This window comes from Burkholderia savannae (assembly GCF_001524445.2).
GTDB classification, from domain to species: Bacteria; Pseudomonadota; Gammaproteobacteria; order Burkholderiales; family Burkholderiaceae; genus Burkholderia; species Burkholderia savannae.
The window spans coordinates 462,425-483,725 of sequence record NZ_CP013417.1; the positions used below are offsets into that span (position 1 = coordinate 462,425).

General features: G+C 66.6%; 20 protein-coding genes and 1 other RNA gene. 16 read left to right on the forward strand and 5 right to left on the reverse strand.

The window, feature by feature from the left end; genetic code table 11:
• Positions 1-145: 145 nt before the first annotated feature.
• From edd to WS78_RS02475, 4 genes are all read left to right on the forward strand, one after another.
• Complete coding sequence (gene edd / locus WS78_RS02460) at positions 146-1,999, forward strand: phosphogluconate dehydratase (protein WP_038754227.1); 1,854 nt, start codon at positions 146-148, stop codon at positions 1,997-1,999.
• Between the two features lie 19 nt (positions 2,000-2,018).
• Positions 2,019-2,645 (forward strand): bifunctional 4-hydroxy-2-oxoglutarate aldolase/2-dehydro-3-deoxy-phosphogluconate aldolase, encoded by a 627-nt coding sequence (gene eda, locus WS78_RS02465; RefSeq protein ID WP_038754224.1) that lies wholly within the window; start codon positions 2,019-2,021, stop codon positions 2,643-2,645.
• Between the two features lie 219 nt (positions 2,646-2,864).
• Positions 2,865-4,226 carry a GntT/GntP/DsdX family permease gene (locus WS78_RS02470; RefSeq protein WP_059583347.1) on the forward strand — a complete coding sequence of 454 codons (1,362 nt, stop codon included), beginning with the start codon at positions 2,865-2,867 and terminating at the stop codon, positions 4,224-4,226.
• A gap of 12 nt (positions 4,227-4,238) precedes the next feature.
• A complete protein-coding gene (locus WS78_RS02475) occupies positions 4,239-4,787 on the forward strand; it encodes a gluconokinase (RefSeq protein WP_059583349.1) in 549 nt (182 codons plus the stop codon).
• 105 nt (positions 4,788-4,892) lie between these two features.
• Here WS78_RS02475 and purB read toward each other — a convergent pair whose 3' ends face one another.
• On the reverse strand, positions 4,893-6,281 hold the full coding sequence (purB, locus tag WS78_RS02480) for an adenylosuccinate lyase (protein WP_038754525.1): 1,389 nt from the start codon (positions 6,279-6,281) through the stop codon (positions 4,893-4,895).
• A gap of 106 nt (positions 6,282-6,387) precedes the next feature.
• Positions 6,388-7,797, reverse strand: coding sequence for an MFS transporter (locus tag WS78_RS02485; RefSeq protein ID WP_038754215.1), 1,410 nt, complete (start codon positions 7,795-7,797; stop codon positions 6,388-6,390).
• Positions 7,798-8,276: 479 nt separating this feature from the next.
• Between WS78_RS02485 and WS78_RS02490 the strand changes: the two genes are divergently transcribed.
• From WS78_RS02490 to WS78_RS02515, 6 genes are all read left to right on the forward strand, one after another.
• Complete coding sequence (locus WS78_RS02490) at positions 8,277-9,227, forward strand: LysR substrate-binding domain-containing protein (RefSeq protein WP_059583352.1); 951 nt, start codon at positions 8,277-8,279, stop codon at positions 9,225-9,227.
• A 289-nt stretch (positions 9,228-9,516) separates the two neighbouring features.
• Positions 9,517-10,821: a Glu/Leu/Phe/Val family dehydrogenase gene (locus WS78_RS02495; RefSeq protein ID WP_059583354.1), complete on the forward strand. Its 1,305-nt coding sequence runs from the start codon at positions 9,517-9,519 to the stop codon at positions 10,819-10,821.
• A gap of 218 nt (positions 10,822-11,039) precedes the next feature.
• Complete coding sequence (locus tag WS78_RS02500; protein WP_038754206.1) at positions 11,040-11,933, forward strand: glutamate/aspartate ABC transporter substrate-binding protein; 894 nt, start codon at positions 11,040-11,042, stop codon at positions 11,931-11,933.
• A gap of 82 nt (positions 11,934-12,015) precedes the next feature.
• Positions 12,016-12,756 (forward strand): amino acid ABC transporter permease, encoded by a 741-nt coding sequence (locus WS78_RS02505; protein ID WP_038754203.1) that lies wholly within the window; start codon positions 12,016-12,018, stop codon positions 12,754-12,756.
• Positions 12,756-13,433, forward strand: a complete 678-nt coding sequence (gltK, locus tag WS78_RS02510; RefSeq protein WP_038754200.1) for a glutamate/aspartate ABC transporter permease GltK — start codon at positions 12,756-12,758, stop codon at positions 13,431-13,433. Before WS78_RS02505 ends, gltK begins: the two co-directional genes overlap by 1 nt.
• Complete coding sequence (locus WS78_RS02515; RefSeq protein WP_038754197.1) at positions 13,430-14,155, forward strand: amino acid ABC transporter ATP-binding protein; 726 nt, start codon at positions 13,430-13,432, stop codon at positions 14,153-14,155. Before gltK ends, WS78_RS02515 begins: the two co-directional genes overlap by 4 nt.
• A gap of 255 nt (positions 14,156-14,410) precedes the next feature.
• Here the strand turns inward: WS78_RS02515 and WS78_RS02520 are convergent, their stop codons facing one another.
• A complete protein-coding gene (locus WS78_RS02520) occupies positions 14,411-15,334 on the reverse strand; it encodes a class II glutamine amidotransferase (RefSeq protein ID WP_059583356.1) in 924 nt (307 codons plus the stop codon).
• Between the two features lie 203 nt (positions 15,335-15,537).
• Between WS78_RS02520 and pyrC the strand changes: the two genes are divergently transcribed.
• From pyrC to rnpB, 3 genes are all read left to right on the forward strand, one after another.
• A complete protein-coding gene (gene pyrC, locus WS78_RS02530) occupies positions 15,538-16,596 on the forward strand; it encodes a dihydroorotase (RefSeq protein ID WP_059583359.1) in 1,059 nt (352 codons plus the stop codon).
• 58 nt (positions 16,597-16,654) lie between these two features.
• On the forward strand, positions 16,655-17,770 hold the full coding sequence (locus WS78_RS02535; RefSeq protein ID WP_156439854.1) for a DUF3025 domain-containing protein: 1,116 nt from the start codon (positions 16,655-16,657) through the stop codon (positions 17,768-17,770).
• A 503-nt stretch (positions 17,771-18,273) separates the two neighbouring features.
• An RNA gene (gene rnpB / locus WS78_RS02540) (RNase P RNA component class A) lies at positions 18,274-18,685 on the forward strand.
• 96 nt (positions 18,686-18,781) lie between these two features.
• Here rnpB and WS78_RS02545 read toward each other — a convergent pair.
• Both WS78_RS02545 and WS78_RS35475 read right to left on the reverse strand, forming a co-directional pair.
• On the reverse strand, positions 18,782-19,204 hold the full coding sequence (locus WS78_RS02545) for an OsmC family protein (protein ID WP_038754189.1): 423 nt from the start codon (positions 19,202-19,204) through the stop codon (positions 18,782-18,784).
• A gap of 452 nt (positions 19,205-19,656) precedes the next feature.
• Positions 19,657-19,875: a hypothetical protein gene (locus WS78_RS35475; protein WP_152611846.1), complete on the reverse strand. Its 219-nt coding sequence runs from the start codon at positions 19,873-19,875 to the stop codon at positions 19,657-19,659.
• Here WS78_RS35475 and rplM point away from each other — a divergent pair.
• The 3 genes from rplM (at position 19,874) to erpA (ending at position 21,281) form a co-directional block, all read left to right on the forward strand.
• Positions 19,874-20,302 carry a 50S ribosomal protein L13 gene (gene rplM, locus WS78_RS02550; RefSeq protein ID WP_004522094.1) on the forward strand — a complete coding sequence of 143 codons (429 nt, stop codon included), beginning with the start codon at positions 19,874-19,876 and terminating at the stop codon, positions 20,300-20,302. The two genes, WS78_RS35475 and rplM, sit on opposite strands and share 2 nt — an antisense overlap.
• 11 nt (positions 20,303-20,313) lie before the next feature.
• A complete protein-coding gene (gene rpsI / locus WS78_RS02555) occupies positions 20,314-20,706 on the forward strand; it encodes a 30S ribosomal protein S9 (protein ID WP_038754186.1) in 393 nt (130 codons plus the stop codon).
• 206 nt (positions 20,707-20,912) lie between these two features.
• Positions 20,913-21,281, forward strand: a complete 369-nt coding sequence (erpA, locus tag WS78_RS02560; protein WP_010106366.1) for an iron-sulfur cluster insertion protein ErpA — start codon at positions 20,913-20,915, stop codon at positions 21,279-21,281.
• The last annotated feature ends 20 nt before the right edge of the window (positions 21,282-21,301 follow it).

Genomic DNA, 21,301 nt, shown 5'->3' on the forward strand with positions numbered 1-21,301 from the left:
CGTAGCGTTATCGCCGGCTCTGCTGCGCTGCGAGATTGCGAGCTTGTAGTTTTTCTACTAAACTCGCGCCGTTCGTTCGACTCGTCGGACGTCCCCACGATTCCAGCTTGCCGGCCTCGCCCGGCTCATGTGAGGAGCGCCCAGCATGGCCACGCTGCACCCCACTCTTGCGTCCGTCACCGAGCGCGTGATCGCGCGCAGCCGACCGACCCGCCAAGCCTATCTCGCCCGCATCGACGCCGCGCAGGGCCGCTTCCCGGCGCGCGGCGCGCTGTCGTGCGCGAATCTCGCGCACGGCTTCGCGGGCCTCGAAGGCAGCGACAAGTTCGCGATCAAGGCGATCCGCGAGCCGAACATCGGCATCGTGTCGGCGTACAACGAGATGCTGTCCGCGCATGCGCCGTACAAGAGCTTTCCCGACATCATCAAGGCGGCCGCGCGCGAGCGCGGCGGCGTCGCGCAGTTCGCGGGCGGCGTGCCGGCGATGTGCGACGGCGTGACGCAGGGCAATCCGGGGATGGAGCTGTCGCTGTTCTCGCGCGAAGCGATCGCGATGAGCACGGCCGTCGCGCTCACGCACAACATGTTCGATGCGGCCCTTTGCCTCGGCATCTGCGACAAGATCGTGCCGGGCCTCTTGATCGGCGCGCTGCAGTTCGGCCATCTGCCGACGATCTTCGTGCCGGCCGGCCCGATGACGAGCGGCTTGTCGAACGACGACAAGGCGAAGATCCGCCAGCAGTTCGCGACGGGCCAGGTGGGCCGCGACGCGCTGCTCGAGGCCGAATCGGCCGCGTACCACGGCCACGGCACCTGCACGTTCTACGGCACCGCGAACAGCAACCAGATGCTGATGGAAGTGATGGGGCTGCATCTGCCGAGCGCGGCGTTCGTCCATCCGCACACGCCGCTGCGCGACGCGCTGACGGCCGAGGCCGCGCGCCGCGTGCTCGAGCTCACGGCCGAGCGCGGCAACTACACGCCGATCGGCCACGTGATCGACGAGAAGGCGATCGTCAACGGCATCGTCGCGCTGCTCGCGACGGGCGGCTCGACGAACCACACGCTGCACCTCGTGGCGATCGCGCGCGCGGCGGGCATCCTGATCGACTGGGACGACTTCGACGCGCTGTCGGCCGCGGTGCCGCTTCTCGCGAAGATCTACCCGAACGGCAAGGCAGACGTGAATCACTTCCACGCGGCGGGCGGCATCGCGTTCCTCGTGCGCAACCTGCTCGAAGGCGGCTTGCTGCACGACGACGTGACGACCGTCGCGGGCAAGGGCCTTGCGCACTACACGAACGAGCCGCGCCTGATCGACGGCAAGCTGACGTGGGTGCCGGGCGTCGACGCGAGCGGCGACGACAAGGTGCTGCGGCCGATCGCCGCGCCGTTCCAGCCGGACGGCGGGCTGCGCCTGATGCAGGGCAGGCTCGGGCGCGGCGTGATCAAGATTTCGGCGGTCGCGCCCGAGCACCGCAAGGTGAAGGCGAGCGCGATCGTGTTCGATTCGCAGGAAGCGGTGCAGGCCGCGTTCGACGCGGGCGAGTTGAAGCGCGATTTCGTCGCGGTCGTGCGGTTCCAGGGCGCGCGCGCGAACGGGATGCCGGAGCTGCATCGCCTTACGCCGCTGCTCGGCGTGCTGCAGGACGAGGGCTACCGCGTCGCGCTCGTGACGGACGGCCGGATGTCCGGCGCGTCGGGCAAGGTGCCGGCCGTGATCCACGTGTCGCCCGAGGCGCTCTTGAGCGGCCCGCTCGGCAAGGTGCAAACGGGCGATACGATCGTGATCGACGCGCAAGCCGGCGTGCTCGACGTCGAGATCGACGATGCGCAATGGGCGGCGCGCGCGGTCGCGCGGCCCGCGCATCAGGCGGAAAACGAAGTCGGCTTCGGCCGTGAGTTGTTCGGCGTGTTCCGCGCGGCGGCCGCGCCGGCGGAGCAGGGCGCGTCGGTGTTCGGCGCGTTGGTGGGCGAAGCGGCCCACGTCACCGCATAAGCGAAAAGGAGCTGCATTGATGAAGACGATTGGCGAGATCGTGAAGCTGGGCCCGGTGATTCCGGTGCTTGCATTCGATTCGGTGGAACAGGGCGAGCAAGTGTCGCGCGCGTTGCACGCGGGCGGCGTGAAGGTGCTCGAGATCACGCTGCGCACCGCGGCCGGGCTCGAAGCGATCAAGCGCGCGAGCGAGCTCGCCGACGACATCGTCGTCGGCGTCGGCACGATCACGAAGCCCGAGCAGTGCGCGCTCGCGAAGCAGGCGGGCGCGAAGTTCGGCGTATCGCCCGGCCTCACGAAGGAGATGCACCAGGCGGCCGTCGACGCCGGCCTGCCGCTTCTGCCCGGCGTGATGACGCCGACCGACATCATCGTCGCGCTCGAGCTCGGCTACGAGATCGTGAAGTTCTTCCCGGCGCAGCAGGCGGGCGGCGTGCCGATGCTGCAGGCGTTCCACGGCCCGTTCCCGGCGCTCAAGTTCTGCCCGACGGGCGGCATCACCGCCGAGACCGCGCCGAACTTCCTGAAGCTGCCGAACGTCGTGTGCGTCGGCGGCTCGTGGCTCACGCCGAAGGCGGCGCTCGCCGCGCAGGATTGGGCCGAGGTCACGCGCCTCGCGCAGGCGGCGAGCCGCCTCGCGCGCTGAACGCCGCCGAGCGCATGCCAGCGGAAACCTTCGGACGAAACAATCGATCTGGTTGTTTTTGCGAGGGTTTTTGCCTATGGAACCGGTTCTATCGCGGCCCGTTAAACAAAAGTAAAATTCAGCGTCCCGACGGGCGGTCAGCCGCCTCGTTTCGGAGACCTGCATAGTCGGGCGCGGCTCGCCGCGCCCGGCCCGATACATCCCAAGGAGGAGTGCTACATGGGGGCTGTCCAAGGCAGCATGCTGCTGATTTACACCGTGATCGCGATTGCGGTGCTGATCCTGATGATCGCGCGCTACAAGGTGTATCCGTTCCTCGTGCTCATCATCGTGTCGCTCGGTCTCGGCCTCGTGGTCGGCATGCCGATGGACAAGATCGTGAAATCGTTCGAGGCGGGCACGGGCGGCACGCTCGGCCACATCGCGATCGTCGTCGGTCTCGGCACGATGCTCGGCAAGATGATGGCCGAATCGGGCGGCGCCGAGCGGATCGCGACCACGCTGATCGACTGGTTCGGCGAGAAGAACATTCACTGGGCGATGATGTTCGTCGCGATCATCGTCGGCTTGCCGGTGTTCTTCGAAGTCGGCTTCGTGCTGCTGATCCCGATCGCGTTCAACGTCGCGAAGCGCACCGGCAAGTCGCTGCTCGTCGTCGGCCTGCCGATGGTCGCGGGCCTGTCGGTCGTGCACGGCCTGATTCCGCCGCACCCGGCGGCGCTCCTGGCCGTTCAGCAGTACGGCGCCGACATCGGCAAGACGATCGCCTACGGCCTCATCGTCGGCGTGCCGACCGCGATCGTCGCCGGCCCGCTGTTCGCGCTCACGATCTCGAAGTTCGTGAAGCTGCCGGAAAACAATCCGCTCGCCGCGCAATTCGTCGAGACGCACGCGGCGGGCCAGCAGCGCGAGCTGCCGGGTTTCGGCATCACGCTGTTCACGATCCTGCTGCCTGTCGTGCTGATGCTCGTCGGCAGCTGGGCCGATCTCGTCTTCGCGCCGAAGTCGCTGCCGAACAATCTGCTGCGCTTCGCCGGCAACTCGGACGTCGCGCTCCTGATCGCCGTGCTCGTGAGCTTTTACACGTTCGGCAAGCTGCAGGGCTTCAAGCGTGACCAGATCCAGAAGTTCTGCGGCGAATGCCTCGCGCCGATCGCGGGCATCACGCTGATCGTCGGCGCGGGCGGCGGCTTTGGCGGTATCCTGCGCGACAGCGGCATCTCGCAGCAGATCGTCGCGACCGCGACGCACGCAAGCCTCTCGCCGCTGTTGCTCGGCTGGTTCGTCGCGGCGCTGATCCGTCTCGCGACGGGCTCGGCCACCGTCGCGATGACGACGGCCTGCGGCATCGTCGCGCCGATCGCGTCGGCGTCGGGCGTCGTGGTCAAGCCGGAGCTGCTCGTGCTCGCGACGGGGTCGGGATCGCTGATCTTCTCGCACGTGAACGACGGCGGCTTCTGGCTGATCAAGGAATATTTCGGGATGACCGTGGGCCAGACGTTCAAGACCTGGACGCTGCTCGAAACGATCATCTCGCTGCTCGGTCTCACGTTCACGCTGTTGCTGAGCGCGGTTCTGTAACAAGGGGTAGTCATGATTCTGATCGCAATGGGCGTGTCGGGCGCGGGCAAGTCGCGGATCGGCGAGATGCTCGCCGAACGCCTGTCGTGCAGCTATACCGACGGCGACGCGTTTCACAGCGCCGCCAACAAGGACAAGATGCACCGCGGGATTCCGCTCACCGACGAGGACCGCTGGCCGTGGCTCCAGTCGATCCGCGACGCCATCGAGGCGAAGCAGCGCGCGGGCGAGACGGCCGTGTTCACGTGCTCGTCGCTCAAGCGCGCGTACCGCGATATCCTGCGCGGCAACGATCGCGACGTGCGCTTCGTCTATCTGAAGGGCTCGTTCGACATGCTGCGCGAGCGCCTGAAGACGCGCACCGGGCACTTCTTCGATCCGTCGCTGCTGCGAAGCCAGCTCGAGACGCTCGAGGAGCCGGGCCCGGACGAAGCGATCGAAGTCAGCATCGAATTGACGCCCGACGAAATCGTCGATCGCGTGATGAGCCAACTCGGCGGCGCGCGGCAGCAACAGCAGCAACAGCAGCAACAGCAGCAACAGCAGCAACAGCAGCAATGACCGCGCGCGGCCGCGTCGCGGCCGCCGTCGTGCGTCGCCGAGGCTCGGCGGCGAAAAGAAAAGGCGCCCCGCGGGGCGCCTTTTGCATTGCGTCGACGACGCGCGTTACGCGATGCGCTGCGCCAGCTCGACCGCCTTGCCGATGTACGACGCGGGCGTCATCGCGAGCAGGCGCGCCTTCGCGTCCTCGGGAATCGCGAGCGTGCCGACGAACTGCTGCAGCGCGTCGCGCGTGATGCCCTTGCCGCGCGTGAGCTCCTTCAGCTGCTCGTACGGATTCTCGATGCCGTAGCGGCGCATCACCGTCTGCACCGGCTCGGCGAGCACTTCCCAGCAGTTGTCGAGGTCTTCGTTCAGGCGCTGCGGGTTCACTTCGAGCTTGTCGAGGCCGCGGATCAGCGAATCATACGCGAGCAGCGAATAGCCGAGCGCGACGCCCATGTTGCGCAGCACCGTCGAATCGGTCAGGTCGCGCTGCCAGCGCGACACCGGCAGCTTGTCGGCGAGGTGGCGCAGCGTCGCGTTCGCGAGGCCGAGGTTGCCTTCCGAGTTCTCGAAGTCGATCGGGTTGACCTTGTGCGGCATCGTCGACGAGCCGATTTCACCGGCCTTCGTCTTCTGCTTGAAGTAGCCGACCGAGATGTAGCCCCACACGTCGCGGTCGAGGTCGAGCAGGATGGTGTTCGCGCGCGAGACCGCGTCGAACAGCTCGGCCATGTAGTCGTGCGGCTCGATCTGGATGGTGTACGGATTGAACGTGAGCTTCAGGCGGTTCTCGATCACGTCGCGCGAGAACGCTTCCCAGTCGAACTCCGGATACGCGGAAAGATGCGCGTTGAAGTTGCCGACCGCGCCGTTCATCTTGCCGAGGATCTCGACCTTCTCGATGCGCTCGATCGCGCGCGCAAGACGCGCGGCGACGTTCGCGAGCTCCTTGCCGAGCGTCGTCGGGCTGGCCGGCTGGCCGTGCGTGCGCGACAGCATCGGCTGCTCGGCGTGCGCGTGCGCGAGCGCGACGAGGCGGCCGTGGACCGTGCGCAGCGCGGGCACGATCACGTGCCGGCGCGCGCCGGCGAGCATCATCCCGTGCGACGTGTTGTTGATGTCCTCCGACGTGCACGCGAAGTGGATGAACTCGCTCGCGCGCTCGAGCTCGGCCTGGCCTTTGACCGATTCCTTCAGCCAGTACTCGACGGCTTTCACGTCGTGGTTCGTCACGCGCTCGATTTCCTTGATGCGCGCGGCGTCGTGCGCGGTAAAGCGCTCGACGAGCTGCAGCAGGAACTGCTCGGCCGCCTCCGAGAAGCGCGGCACTTCGGCGAAGCCGGCGCGCGACAGCGCGATCAGCCAGTGCACCTCGACGGTGACGCGGTGGCGCATGAAGGCGGCCTCGGAGAGCCAGTCGCGCAGCGCTTCGGTCTTGCTGGCGTAGCGGCCGTCGATGGGCGAGAGCGCGGTGAGGGCGAAAAGGGTATCGGGACGGGTGTCGGACATGATCGGGCGAGGCTTGCGGCCGCGGTTCAAACGTGAAGGGGGAGAACCGCGAATTTTACCATCGGCGCGCGGCCGCCCGGCCGCCGCGCGCCGTCGTCGAAAATGCTCAGTCGCCGACGCGGGCGGCGCCGCCGATCGGCATCGCGCCGGAGGCCGCCGCCGGCTCGGCCGCGGCGAGCTCCGGCGCGGCCCAGCGCAGCCACTGCGCGCGCAGCATCGCGAGCGCGACGAACGCGCAGGTCGAGAGCGCGCCGAACGTCGCGAAGCCGAGCTGGTAGCTGCCCGTGCTTTCCTTCGCGATGCCCATCACGACGGGCAGATAGAAGCCGCCGATGCCGCCCGCCGCGCCGACGATGCCGGACAACAGGCCCGTCTTGCCCTTCCAGCGGTGCGGGACGAGCTGGAACGTCGAGCCGTTGCCGAGGCCGAACGCGACGTACAGGCACACGAGAAGCGCGATCCCGCCCGCGAGCGGCGGCATCACGGCCGCGAACGCGAAGTCGGCGGCGGCGATCACGGCGAGGATGACCATCAGCGCGCGCACGCCGGTGATGCGGTCGGCGAGGTGGCCGCCGAACGGGCGCACGATCGCGCCGAGGAACGCGAGCAGCGACATGAAGAGGCCCGCTTCGATCTTCGGCATCTGGTAGAGCGTCGTGAGGAGCAGCGTCACGTACGACGACATCCCGACGAAGCCGCCGAACGTGATGCTGTAGATCAGCATGATTACCCACGTGTCGCGCTCGGCGAGCACCGAGCGATAGCGGCCGGGCAGCACGGCGATCGCGAGGAGCGCGCCCATCACGGGGAGCAGCAGCACGCCCGTCTTGCCCGCGCCGAACACGCCCGCGTGCACGGCGAGCACGAGCGCGACGAGGCCGACGAGCGTGAACACGAACGCGCCGAACGCGCGCTTCGCGCTGCCCGATTTCTCGCCGCGGTCGTCGGCCCACGCGAAGAGCGCGAAGCCGGCGATCGCGAGGAGCGGCAGCGCGGCCGCCGTCGAGAACTTCCAGCCGAGCGCGGCGGCGATGTGCGGGAACATGAAGCCGTCGAGCACCGCGCCGATGTTGCCCGCGGCGGCGAGGCCGAGCACGAGGCCCTGCACTTTCGGCGGATAGCTGCTGCCCGCCATCGGCAGCGCGACCGCGAAGCTCGCGCCGCCGATCCCGAGGAACACGCCGAGCACGAGGAGCAGCGTGTACGACGGCGTGCCGGGCACGAACGGCAGCACGACGGCGGGCAGCGCGGACAGCAGCACGCCCATCAGCGCGATGCGCCGGCCGTTGGCGGACTGGTAGAGGTTGCCGAGCGTCACGCGCAGGATGGCCGCCGCGAGTACCGGCACAGCGACGAGAAAGCCCTGCTGCGCGGCCGTCATCGCGATGTCCTTGCTGATGAAGGGCGCGAGCGGGCCGTACAGCACCCAGACGGTGAAGCCCGTATCGAAGTAGAGGAAGCACGCCAGAAGCGAGCGCCAGTTGCCGCTTCGGAGGGAGGTGCGCAGAGTATCCATCGGTAAAGCCTCGCGTATGCCGGACGACGGCGGATGGTGGAAAAGGGGCGACGGGCCGCTGCGCGGTGCGCGGGACAGGCCGACGCGCAGTTCCGCAAGCTTCATGCCAATGAAGTGCATGTTTTGTTCCAAACGGCGCGAACGAACGCCGCACAAGGCCGGCGGGAAAAACGGCGTTGCCGGCGCTCGGGTGCCGACGCGCGACGGCGCGACGCCCGCGCGCACCGGCGGCAGGCGCGCGCCGCGGCGCGCGGCACCGCGCCTGTGCGTGCGCGCGGCGTTGGTGCGGCGCGGAAAGTGTGAAGAATCAAGCACGTGGAGACGCGCCCGGGCAGGCGCCGGGCTGCTTGCCGCAGCGAAAGCCGACGCGGACATGCATCCGCGAGCGCCGTCGGCCGGTGCGCCGGCGCGGCCGACGCCTCCGGCCGCTAAAATGCGTGCTTCTTCCCTCGCATTCGCTTTGCGCAGCAAAGGCACGCATGGAACTCAAATGGCTCGAAGACTTCGTGTCGCTCGCGGAAACGCGCAACTTCAGCCGCTCGGCCGAGCTGCGGCACGTGTCGCAACCCGCGTTTTCGCGCCGAATCCAGGCGCTCGAGGCGTGGCTCGCCACCGAACTGATCGATCGTTCGGTCTATCCGACCCGCCTCACGCAGGCGGGCCAGGTGTTCTATGAACAGGCGCTCGCGATGCTGTCGCAGGCGCACGAGGCGCGTACGCTGCTGCGCGGCCACGTCGGCGCGCCCGTGCCGACGATCGAGTTCGCGGTGCCGCACACGCTGTCGCTCACGTACTTTCCGCGCTGGCTGCAGCGCATCGAGGCGAAGATGGGGCCGGTCCACACACGGCTGCGCGCGCTGAACGTGCACGACGCGGTGCTGTCGCTCGTCGAGGGCGGCTGCGATCTCGTGATGGGCTACCACCACCCGAGCCACCCCGTCGCGCTCGATCCGGCCCGCTACGACATGCTGACGCTCGGCGTCGAGCCGATCAGCCCGTTCTCGGCGCCCGGCCGCGGCGGGCGCGCGCGCTACGCGCTGCCCGGCACGGCCGATGCGCCCGTGCCGTACCTGTCGTACACGCCGAACGCGTACCTCGGCCGGATGACCGAGGTGATCATCGCGAACGCGCGCTCGCCGCTCTTTCTCGACAAGGTCTACGAGACCGACATGGCCGAGGCCCTCAAGGCGATGGCGCTCGCCGGGCACGGCGTCGCGTTCCTGCCGCACAGCGCGGTCGAGGACGCGGTCGCGAGCGGCCGCCTCGTGAAGCTCGGCCGCGCGGCGAAGGGCGGCGCGGAGCCGTTCACGCTGACGATGGAGATCCGCCTTTATCGGGACAAGCTCGCGGTGCAGGGCGACGAGCCGCGGCAGAAACTCGTGCGCGCGCTCTGGGACGTGGTGCGCGAGGAGCTCGGCGCGGCGGCCTGACGCGGCGGCCGGGCGCGGCATCTCCGGCGCGACGCGGCAATCGCACGCCGTTGCCGCACCGCCCGCGCGGCGGGAGCGCCGCGCCCGCCCATGCGAGCGCGCGCCGGCCGCGCACGAAAGCTGCCGCGGCGAATCGCATCGGGATTGCAGCCGTTCGAACGGCGAACGCGCGGTTTTTCGCGCAAAAGCCCGATCATGCACGAAACGCATAATCGAATAAGCAAACGGCATTGGATTTCGAAATTCGGTTTTTCGACAATGTGCGCATTCTTCGACCGTTGGAGATTCCATGTCTTCGCAACCGCAGTCCCCGTCCGTCACGCAGTCCATTCCGTCGTACCTGCACGCGGACGATCTCGGCCCCTGGGGCAACTATCTGCAGCAAGTCGACCGCGTCGCGCCGTACCTCGGCTCGCTGTCGCGCTGGATCGAGACGCTGAAGCGCCCGAAGCGCATCCTGATCGTCGACGTGCCGATCGAGCTCGACAACGGCACCGTCGCGCACTTCGAGGGCTATCGCGTGCAGCACAACGTGTCGCGCGGCCCGGGCAAGGGCGGCGTGCGTTACCACCAGGACGTGACGCTGTCGGAAGTGATGGCGCTGTCCGCGTGGATGTCGGTGAAGAACGCGGCCGTGAACGTGCCGTACGGCGGCGCGAAGGGCGGCATCCGCGTGGACCCGCGCAAGCTCTCGCGCGGCGAGCTCGAGCGCGTGACGCGCCGCTACACCAGCGAAATCGGCATCATCATCGGCCCGAATACCGACATTCCCGCTCCGGACGTCAACACGAACGAGCAGATCATGGCGTGGATGATGGACACGTACTCGATGAACCAGGGCCAGACGGCGACGGGCGTCGTGACCGGCAAGCCGATCTCGCTCGGCGGCTCGCTCGGCCGCAAGGAAGCGACGGGCCGCGGCGTGTTCGTCGTCGGCTGCGAGGCCGCGAAGAAGCGGGGGCTCGAGATCAAGGGCGCGCGCATCGCGGTTCAGGGCTTCGGCAACGTCGGCGGGATCGCCGCGAAGCTGTTCCAGGAAGCGGGCGCGAAGGTGATCGTGGTGCAGGATCACACGGGCACGATCTACCAGCCGGCGGGCGTCGACACCGTCAAGCTGCTCGATCACGTCGGCCGCACGGGCGGCGTCGCCGGCTTCGAAGGCGCCGAGCCGATGCCGAACGACGAGTTCTGGACCGTCGAAACCGAGATCCTGATCCCGGCCGCGCTGGAAAACCAGATCACCGAGAAGAATGCGTCGAAGATCCGCACGAAGATCGTCGTCGAAGGCGCGAACGGCCCGACGACGACGGCCGCGGACGACATCCTGAGCGCGAACGGCGTGCTCGTGATCCCCGACGTGATCGCGAACGCGGGCGGCGTGACCGTGTCGTACTTCGAGTGGGTGCAGGACTTCTCGAGCTTCTTCTGGACGGAAGACGAGATCAACCACCGCCTGGAGCGCGTGATGCGCGAAGCGTTCGCCGGCGTGTGGGGGGTCGCGGAAGAGCACAAGGTGTCGGTGCGCACGGCGGCGTTCATCGTCGCGTGCAAGCGTATCCTGATGGCGCGCGAAATGCGCGGCCTGTACCCCTGATCGACGGGTTTCGATCGATCTGCGGCGAAGTTCGATGAACTGCGCCGTGATGCATTCGCGGGCGGCACCGGTTTCGGTGCCGCCCGCGCGCGCATGCGCACGCCGGACGCGCTCCGGAACGCGCACGCCGCCCGGTCAAAAGTGTGGTTAACAACCATTACTTTCATAAAAATTACTTTGATAAACTGGCGCGGGTTTTCGCCAAGGAGATGACAACGATGAAATTCCCGAAAGCAATGCTGATGGTTGCGGCGCTGAGCACTTTTGCCGGCGGCGCCATCGCCCAGGAAACGGGCACGCTGAAAAAAATCAAGGATACGGGCGTGATTGCGCTGGGGCACCGCGAATCGTCGATTCCGTTCTCGTACTACGACCAGAATCAACAAGTGGTGGGGTATTCGCGGGACTTCCAGATGAAGGTGGTCGACGCGGTCAAGAAGAAGCTGAATCTGCCGAACCTGCAGGTGAAGAACATTCCGGTGACGTCGCAGAACCGCATCCCGCTCGTGCAGAACGGCACGGTGGACATCGAGTGCGGCTCGACCACGAACAATCTCGATCGCCAGAAACAGGCGGCGTTCTCGGACACGATCTTCGTGATCGGCACGCGCCTCATGACGAAGAAGGATTCGGGCGTGAAGGACTTCGCCGACCTGAAGGGCAAGACCGTCGTGACGACGGCGGGCACGACGTCCGAGCGTCTGCTGCGCGAGATGAACAACAAGAGCCAGATGGGGATGAGCATCATCAGCGCGAAGGATCACGGCGAGTCGTTCCAGACGCTCGAGACGGGCCGCGCGGTCGCGTTCATGATGGACGACGCGCTGCTCGCGGGCGAGCGCGCGAAGGCGAAGCAGCCGGGCGAGTGGGTGATCGTCGGCAAGCCGCAGTCGCAGGAAGCGTACGGCTGCATGATGCGCAAGGACGATCCGGCGTTCAAGAAGGTGGTCGACGACGCGATCGCGCAGGTCGAGAAGTCGGGCGAGGCCGCGAAGATCTACTCGAAGTGGTTCGAGAATCCGATTCCGCCGAAGGGCTTGAATCTGAACTTCCCGATCTCCGACGAGATGAAGAAGCTCTACGCGAATCCGAACGACAAGGCGCTCGACTGAGCGGGCGGGCGTTCGAGCTAACAAGCGCTGACGAAACGGAAGAGGCACGGCTTCTTCCGTTTCTTTTTGTTGGAGTCTGGCTATGTCCTACCACTGGAACTGGGGCATCTTCCTGAGCCCCGTTTCGACGGGAGAACCGACGACCTATCTCGGCTGGCTGATGTCGGGATTCTGGGTGACGGTCAAGGTGTCGCTCGTCGCGTGGGTGATCGCGCTCGTCGTCGGGTCGCTGTTCGGCGTGCTTCGCACCGCGCCGAACAAGTGGCTGTCGGCGATCGGCACGGTCTACGTATCGATCTTCCGCAACATTCCGCTCATCGTGCAGTTCTTCGTCTGGTACCTCGTCGTGCCCGAATTGCTGCCCGCGTCGATCGGCACCTGGATCAAGCAGCTGCCGCCCGGCACGCAATTCTTCACCGCGTCGATCGTCTGCCTCGGCCTCTTCACGGGCGCGCGCGTCTGCGAGCAGGTGCGCTCCGGCATCAACGCGCTGCCGAAGGGCCAGCGCGCGGCCGGCCTCGCGATGGGCTTCACGCAATGGCAGACGTACCGCTACGTGCTCCTGCCCGTCGCGTACCGAATCATCGTGCCGCCGCTCACGTCCGAATTCCTGAACATCTTCAAGAACTCGGCCGTCGCGTCGACGATCGGCCTGCTCGATCTGTCCGCGCAGGCGCGCCAGCTCGTCGATTACACGGCGCAGACCTACGAATCGTTCATCGCGGTGACGCTCGCCTACGTGATCATCAACCTGATCGTGATGGCGTTCATGCGCTGGGTCGAGAGCAAGTCCCGGCTGCCCGGCTACATCGGAGGCAAGTGATGCATCAGTTCGACTGGAGTAGTATTCCCGGCGCGCTGCCGGCGCTCTGGACGGGCGCGATCGTCACGTTCGAGATCACGCTGCTCGCGATCGTGGTCGGGATCGTCTGGGGCACGCTGCTCGCGCTGATGCGCCTGTCCGGCGTGAAGCCGCTCGCGTGGTTCGCGCAGGGCTACGTCACCGTGTTCCGCTCGATTCCGCTCGTGATGGTGCTGCTGTGGTTCTTCCTGATCGTGCCGCAGGTGCTGCAGGGCGTGCTCGGCCTGTCGCCGACGATCGACATCCGGCTCGCGTCGGCGATGGTCGCGTTCTCGCTGTTCGAAGCCGCGTATTATTCGGAGATCATCCGGGCGGGCATCCAGGCGGTGCCGCGCGGGCAGGTGAACGCCGCGTTCGCGCTCGGCATGAACTACGCGCACGCGATGCGCCTCGTGATCTTGCCGCAGGCGTTTCGCGCGATGGTGCCGCTTCTGCTCACGCAGGCGATCGTGCTGTTCCAGGACACGTCGCTCGTCTACGTGATCAGCCTTGCCGATTTCTTCCGCACGGCCGCGAACATCGGCGATCGCGACGGCACGAGCGTCGAGATGATCCTGTTCGCGGGCGCGTGCTATTTCGTCGTGTGCTCGGTTGCATCCGCGTTGGTCAAAGGTCTCCAGAAAAAGGTCACAAGATGATTTCCATTAAGAACGTGTCGAAGTGGTACGGCCAGTTTCAGGTGCTGACGGATTGCACGACGGAAGTGAAGAAAGGCGAGGTGGTGGTCGTGTGCGGGCCGTCGGGCTCAGGCAAGTCGACGCTCATCAAGACCGTGAACGGTCTCGAGCCGTTCCAGCAGGGCGAGATCCTGGTCAACGGCCAGTCGGTCGGCGACAAGAAGACCAACTTGTCGAAGCTGCGCTCGAAGGTCGGGATGGTGTTTCAGCACTTCGAGCTGTTTCCGCACCTGTCGATCACCGAGAACCTGACGCTCGCGCAGATCAAGGTGCTCGGCCGCGGCAAGGACGAAGCGGCCGAGAAGGGGCTCAAGCTGCTCGATCGCGTGGGCCTCAAGGCGCACGCGCACAAGTATCCGGGGCAACTGTCGGGCGGCCAGCAGCAGCGCGTCGCGATCGCGCGCGCGCTGTCGATGGACCCGATCGCGATGCTGTTCGACGAGCCGACCTCCGCGCTCGATCCCGAGATGATCAACGAGGTGCTCGACGTGATGGTCGAGCTCGCGAAGGAAGGGATGACGATGATGGTCGTCACGCACGAGATGGGCTTCGCGAAGAAGGTCGCCCATCGCGTGATCTTCATGGACAAGGGCTTGATCGTCGAGGACGACCGCAAGGAGGATTTCTTCGCGAATCCGAAATCGGATCGCGCGAAGGATTTTCTCGCGAAGATCCTGCATTGATCGCGAGGGCTGCGCCGCGCGAGCGCGCGGCGTCGCTTTCGATGTGCAGAAGGCCGTCCGGCGAACGTCGGTCGGCCTTTTTTGTCGGCCGCTCGCGTCGGGCCGAAGGCCGGGATCGGTCTTGAGCGGAGTTCGGTGGAAGCGGTGCCGGCGTGCGTGTCGCCGGGCGGCGCCGCGCGCCGCGGTTCGGACGCTTCAGCGGCGCGACGCGCCTGCATCGAAGCATCCGGTCGAGCGGCGCGCAACCGGGAAAAATCAGAAATCGACCGGATCGTCGCCGAGATCGCCGGCCACGCCGGCCACGTCGGCCGACGCGAGCGCGGCCGCCCGGCGCGGCGCCGACGCGGACGCATCGAGTTCCGGATTCGTGAGCTTCTCGAGCACGGCTTGCGGCACCGGAATGCGCATCGTCGCCGCGACGTCGCCGCACTGGAACATCACGAGCTCGCCCGGATCGAGCGCGGTCCACACTTCGTCGTCGGTAAGCGGCTGCGTCGCGATCACCGCGACGCGATCCTCCGGCGTCGTGTATTTCGCGAAATCGATCGAGATGTCCTCGTCGATCAGGTGCGCGGTCGAGAACGGCCAGCGCCGCACGAGGTAGTGCAGCCGCGTCGAGCAGTGCGCGAACAGCGCCTGCCCGTTCGACATCAGGAAGTTGAAGACGCCGTGCCGCGTGATGTCGCGCGTGAGCTCGCCCACCTGCTCGAACAGTTCGGGCAGCGGCGGCTGCGCGCCCGGGAACGCATCGCGCAGGCCCTGCATCAGCTTGCAGAACGCTTTCTCGCTGTCGGTCGTGCCGACCGGCTGAAAGACGCCGCCTTCGAGGTCGGGCGAATAGTCGTGCAGATCGCCGTTGTGCGCGAAGATCCAGTGGCGGCCCCACAGCTCGCGCATGAACGGATGGCAGTTCTCGAGCAGGATGTGCCCCTGCGTCGCCTTGCGAATGTGCGCGATCGTGTTCTTCGACTTGATCGGATAGCGCTTGACCATCTCGGCGATGGGCGACGTCGCGGACGATTGCTGGTCGATGAAGAGGCGGCAGGCCTTGTCCTCGAAGAACGCGATGCCCCAGCCGTCTGCATGGTGATCGGTGAGCCCGCCGCGGGCCGCGAAGCCGGTAAACGAGAACGTCACGTCCGTCGGTTCGGCGCAGTTCATTCCGAAGAGTTGGCACATATCGCGGGTGCGGCTGAGGCTGGCGGGGAGTACACCGGACAGAACCGGTACAATGTCGGCTTCAAGCATATCACCGAGCCCCAAGCGGCAAAAGGCGAAAACCGCGCCCGAGCGGTTCCGTGTTGCGGTTTGCCGTCAGTCGGCGTCGCGCGCGGCCGGCGCGCAGCGCTTCGCCCGTCGCCGCGCGCCATTCCCACGACACCATGAATGCTTCTGCCCCCGCCTCGCTGACCCTCGCACGCCCCGACGATTGGCACCTGCACGTGCGCGACGGCGCGATGCTCGCGGCCGTTCTGCCGCACACCGCCCGCCAGTTCGGCCGCGCGATCATCATGCCGAACCTGAAGCCGCCCGTCACGACGACCGCGCAGGCGCAGGCGTACCGCGAGCGCATCCTGGCCGCGCTGCCGGCCGGCATGACGTTCGAGCCGCTGATGACGCTGTACCTGACCGACAACACGCCTGCGGACGAAATCCGCCGCGCGCGCGAAAGCGGCTTCGTGCACGGCGTGAAGCTGTATCCGGCGGGCGCGACGACGAACTCCGACGCAGGCGTGACGGATCTGCTCGGCAAATGCGCGAAGACGCTCGAGACGATGCAGGAAGTCGGGATGCCGCTCCTCGTGCACGGCGAGGTGACGGAGCCGTCGATCGACCTGTTCGATCGCGAGAAGGCGTTCATCGAGCGCGTGATGGAGCCGCTGCGCCGCGCGCTGCCGGAGCTCAAGGTGGTGTTCGAGCACATCACGACGAAGGACGCGGCCGATTACGTGCGCGATGTCGACGCGGCGCCCGGCCAGATCGGCGCGACGATCACCGCGCACCATCTTCTGTACAACCGCAACGCGATGTTCGTGGGCGGCATCCGCCCGCATTACTACTGCCTGCCGGTGCTGAAGCGCGAGACGCACCGGGTCGCGCTCGTCGCGGCGGCGACGTCGGGCAACCCGCGCTTCTTCCTCGGCACCGACAGCGCGCCGCACGCGAAGGGCGCGAAGGAGGCCGCGTGCGGTTGCGCGGGCTGCTACACGGCGCTGCACGCGCTCGAGCTGTACGCGGAGGCGTTCGATCAGGCGGGCGCGCTCGACAAGCTCGAAGGTTTCGCGAGCTTCTTCGGCGCGGATTTCTACGGCCTGCCGCGCAGCGCCGACACGGTGACGCTGCACCGCGAGACGTGGGAACTGCCGCTGGAGATCGACGCGGGCGGGAGCCCCGTCGTGCCGCTGCGCGGTGGGGAGCCGATCGGCTGGCGGCTCGTCTGAAGCCCGGAGCGCGGCGGCCGGCGCGGCCGCCGCGCGTGACGGCATCGGTTTCGATGCGATGAACGGGCCGCACGGCATGGGCGATCACGACGCTCAGGAGGGCATGAACGGCGCGCAGCGGCCAGAAGGCGCGCATGGCTCGGCCGATCCGCGGCGCACGGGAGCGACGGGGCTCGCCGACCGGGCGGACGCGACGCGCGGCCCGGCCGATTCGCGCAACGCAGGTGAGCCGACGCGCCAGGATCACTCTGATCACGCGGATCGCCAGGATCATCCTGCGGTCGCGGGCAATCCACGCGAATCGCGTGCGTCTCGTGCGTCCTGTGCGGCGAACGATCGACGTGGGCCGCATTCTGCCGACGACGGGTTCTGCTTCGACCGAATCGATTGGTCCGAGCCGTGGCTCGCGCCGTTCGCCGCACGCGGCGGGCGATGGGCGCAGGCGGCGCGGCAGGGCGAGCGCGCGTGGCTGAGCATGCTGAACGACGATGCCCGAGCCGAACGACGCGCGACGGGCCGCGGCCTGCCGCTTCGTTTCATCGAGCAGGCGGCGCTGCCGGCGGGAACCGCGTACGAGACCCACATCGCCTTAACGGGCGCCGTCCCGACCCGCCACAACCTGCACGATTTCTTCAATGCGCTCGTCTGGTTCGCGTATCCGCGCATCAAGGCGGCACTCAACGCGCGCCAGGCCGGCGCGATCGACGCAACGGGCGTCGGCCCCGTGCGCGGCGCCGTGCGCGACGCGCTCACGCTGTTCGACGAGAACGCGGCGCTCTTTGCGACCTCGGATTCGGCGCTTGCGGCCGCGCTGCGCGGTTTCGACTGGCCGACCTTGATGTGCGCAGCGCGCGCCGCGTGGGGCGCGCGCTGCGAGGCGCGGATCGTCGGTCATGCGCTGCTCGAAAAGCTCGTCGAGCCGTACAAGGGCTGCACCGCGCACGCGTGGATCGTCGACGTGCCGGCCGCGTATTTCGAATGGGCGGACGAAAAGCGCCGCGCGTGGCTCGACGAGCATGTCGCGGCGGCGCTTGCCGCGACCGAACCGACGAGCCGCGGGTTCGCGCCTCTGCCGGTGCTCGGCGTGCCCGGCTGGTGGGCGGCGAACGAGACGCCGTCGTTCTACGACGATCCGCGAGTGTTTCGCAGCGGCCGGCGCGCACGCGCGGGCTGAGGCCGCGGGGGCGAGGAGGCGCTGAACGGTCGTGGTGTCGGAGGGGGCCGATCATTTGCCAACCGCCAACCGCCAACCGCCAACCGCCAACCGCCAACCGCCAACCGCCAACCGCCAGCCGCCAGCCGCCAGCCGCCAGTTGCCAGTTGCCAGTTGCGAGTTGCGAGTTGCGAGTTGCGAGTTGCGAGGTGCCAAGTGCCAAGTGCCAAGTGCCCGCGCATTCAGCGACAGCGCCCAACCCTGAACTTCGTCGCGAGCGCCGCAGCTGAAATCAGAATCCGACTAAAGCCGGACCTGGAGCTCAGGAGGGGCACGAACGGGCGCTCGAGCCGGATGTCGGCCGGCGCTAATCAAGCGCCAAGCACCAAGCGCCAAGCAACGGCGCACGAGTCCCAACCTAGCGCGAATCCGCACGCAACGCGCGATCGACCACCGAATCGGCGATGCATCGACTCAACCCGCCCCAAGCGAGCGCCGCGCCGCGGTGCTAGAATCCCGCTCGCAAAGCAGGCCAGGCAGTCGCGGCTTTCGCGGTTCGCCGCGAAGGGCGAGGAAAGTCCGGACTCCGACAGGGCAGGGTGATGGCTAACGGCCATCCGTGGCGACACGCGGAACAGGGCAACAGAAAGCAAACCGCCGATGGCCCGGCGCAAGCCGGGATCAGGCAAGGGTGAAACGGTGCGGTAAGAGCGCACCGCGGCTGCGGCGACGCAGACCGGCACGGTAACCTCCACCCGGAGCAATTCCAAGTAGGCAGGCGCGCATCTTCGGATGCAGGACGGTGCCCCCGTCTCGTCTGCGGGTAGGAAGCTTGAGCGCGTCAGCAATGGCGCGCCTAGAGGAATGGCTGCCACGGGCCGCGCGTCTTCGGATGCGCGGCCTGCACAGAATCCGGCTTATCGGCCCGCTTTGCCGCACGATGACGAAAGGCCGGCGCCGCATCATGCGGCGCCGGCCTTTTTCCTTTTCGCGAGCCGAGCGGCCACGCGCTCGCGCCACGGGCGAAGCGCGTTACGCGGCGACGATCTCGAACGAATGCGACAGTTCGGCCGTCTTCGCGATCATGATCGATGCGGAGCAGTACTTGTCGTGCGACAGGTTGATCGCACGCTCGACGGTCGCGGGATTCAGGTTGCGGCCCGTCACCGTGAAGTGGAAGTGGATCTTCGTGAACACCTTCGGGTCCTCGCTCGCGCGCTCCGCCTGCAGCGTCACCGAGCAGCCCGTGACTTCCTGGCGGCTCTTCTTGAGGATCAGCACGACGTCATAGGCCGTGCAGCCGCCCGTGCCGACGAGCACCATCTCCATCGGGCGCGGCGCGAGATTGTGCCCGCCGCCTTCGGGCGCGCCGTCCATCGTGACGAGGTGGCCGCTGCCCGTTTGGGCGGCGAACGCCATGCCATCCTGCCCCATCCAGCTAACTTTGCATTCCATGCGCGAGCTCCAGCGTTGCTTGATTCGGTTGTAATTCGGCATTGTAGCCCTGCCGGCAACGGTCGGCTGATGCGCCGCAAGACGGGCGGAGGCGGCGCCCGACGGCGCTTCGCGCCCGCTCGGGGCCGCACCGAACGCCCTCCGATCATTAGGGGTTTTACTCTAGCCGTAAAGGGCATTTGTTCACATGAATTCGCATATGAAGTTGATTTAAAAGGGAAAATTTTCAGTGCCCGAAGACGGGTCGTTTCCGTATTATGGGATTGAATTTCTCTATGCGGTTTTTCTTGTGCTGACGGCTTCCGGTTCGTATAATGCGAAGCATTGGTTGTCGCGCTGCGACAACCTCAGCATGTCTCCTCCACCCTCCTCCTTTGGTGGATTAAGCCCGAACCAGCGGTTCGGGCTTTTTTTCGTCCGATGCAAGCTTCGCTGGCCCTTCGGCGGGGATTTCACGCCTGCGAAGCGCGCTTCGTCGTCGGCGCAAGCCGGAGGAAGTCGGATTTCTTTGACCTCCTGAATCGATTTCCTTTATAATTCAGGGCTTTTCCGCATTCATTGCCCACGGAAAAAGAACAGGGAGAGCCTGCATCGCGCCACGAAGCGCCTGCCAAGAGCAGACAAGCAGGAAAGAACGCTTGGGCATCAGCAATCAATTTTGGATCGATCATGAAGACGTTTTCCGCAAAAGCCCATGAGGTGACGCGCGAATGGTACGTGATTGACGCGACGGATAAGGTTCTCGGCCGTGTCGCCAGCGAAGTGGCACGCCGTCTTCGCGGCAAGCACAAGCCTGAGTTCACCCCGCACGTCGACACCGGTGATTTCATCATCGTCATCAACGCGAGCAAGTTGAAGGTCACGGGCAACAAGACGCTGGACAAGAAGTACTACCGTCACTCGGGCTACCCGGGCGGCATCTATGAAACGACGTTCGGCAAGATGCAGGAACGCTTCCCGGGCCGCGCGCTCGAGAAGGCGGTCAAGGGCATGCTGCCGAAGGGCCCGCTCGGCTACGCGATGATCAAGAAGCTGAAGGTCTACGCTGAAGCCACGCATCCGCATTCGGCTCAACAGCCGAAAGCGCTCGAGATCTAAGGGGAGCCCACATGATCGGTAACTGGAACTACGGTACGGGCCGCCGCAAGAGCGCAGTCGCTCGTGTCTTCATCAAGGCTGGCAAGGGCGACATCGTCGTCAACGGCAAGCCCATCTCCGACTACTTCTCGCGCGAAACGTCGCTGATGATCGTGCGTCAGCCGCTGGAACTCACGAACCACGGCCAGACGTTCGACATCAAGGTGAACGTGACGGGCGGCGGCGAAACGGGTCAGGCAGGCGCAGTGCGCCACGGCATCACCCGCGCGCTGATCGACTACGACGCGACGCTGAAGCCGGCGCTGTCGAGCGCGGGCTTCGTCACGCGCGACGCTCGTGAAGTCGAGCGTAAGAAGGTCGGTCTGCACAAGGCACGCCGCGCCAAGCAGTTCTCGAAGCGTTAATCGCTCGTGCCGCACGCCGCCTTCGGGCGGCATCGCTGCAAGAAAAACCGCCAGTTTTCGCACTGGCGGTTTTTTTATGTGCGGCCGGCTTGCGTCGGCGCAACGAATGCGCGAAAAACGCCGGCGCGCCACTTGATTTCGCCTGCGCCAGCACGATCTGCGGATCAGTCCTACAATAGCAGGCAATGGTTTTTTGGAGAGTTCGCATGAACGCTGTTACCGAATCCGCGGCAACTACCGAGATGCCGGCTCCGTTCGTCTTCACCGACGCGGCGGCCGATAAGGTCAAGCAACTGATCGACGAAGAGGGCAACCCCGAGCTCAAGCTGCGCGTGTTCGTGCAAGGCGGCGGCTGCTCCGGCTTCCAGTACGGCTTCACGTTCGACGAGGACGTCAACGAGGACGATACCGTGCTCAACAAGAACGGGGTCGTGCTGCTCGTCGACGCAATGAGCTATCAGTATCTCGTCGGCGCCGAGATCGACTACAAGGACGATCTGAACGGCGCGCAATTCGTCATCAAGAACCCGAACGCGACTACGACCTGCGGTTGCGGCTCGTCGTTCTCGGTCTGAGCGCATCCGCGTCCGACGAA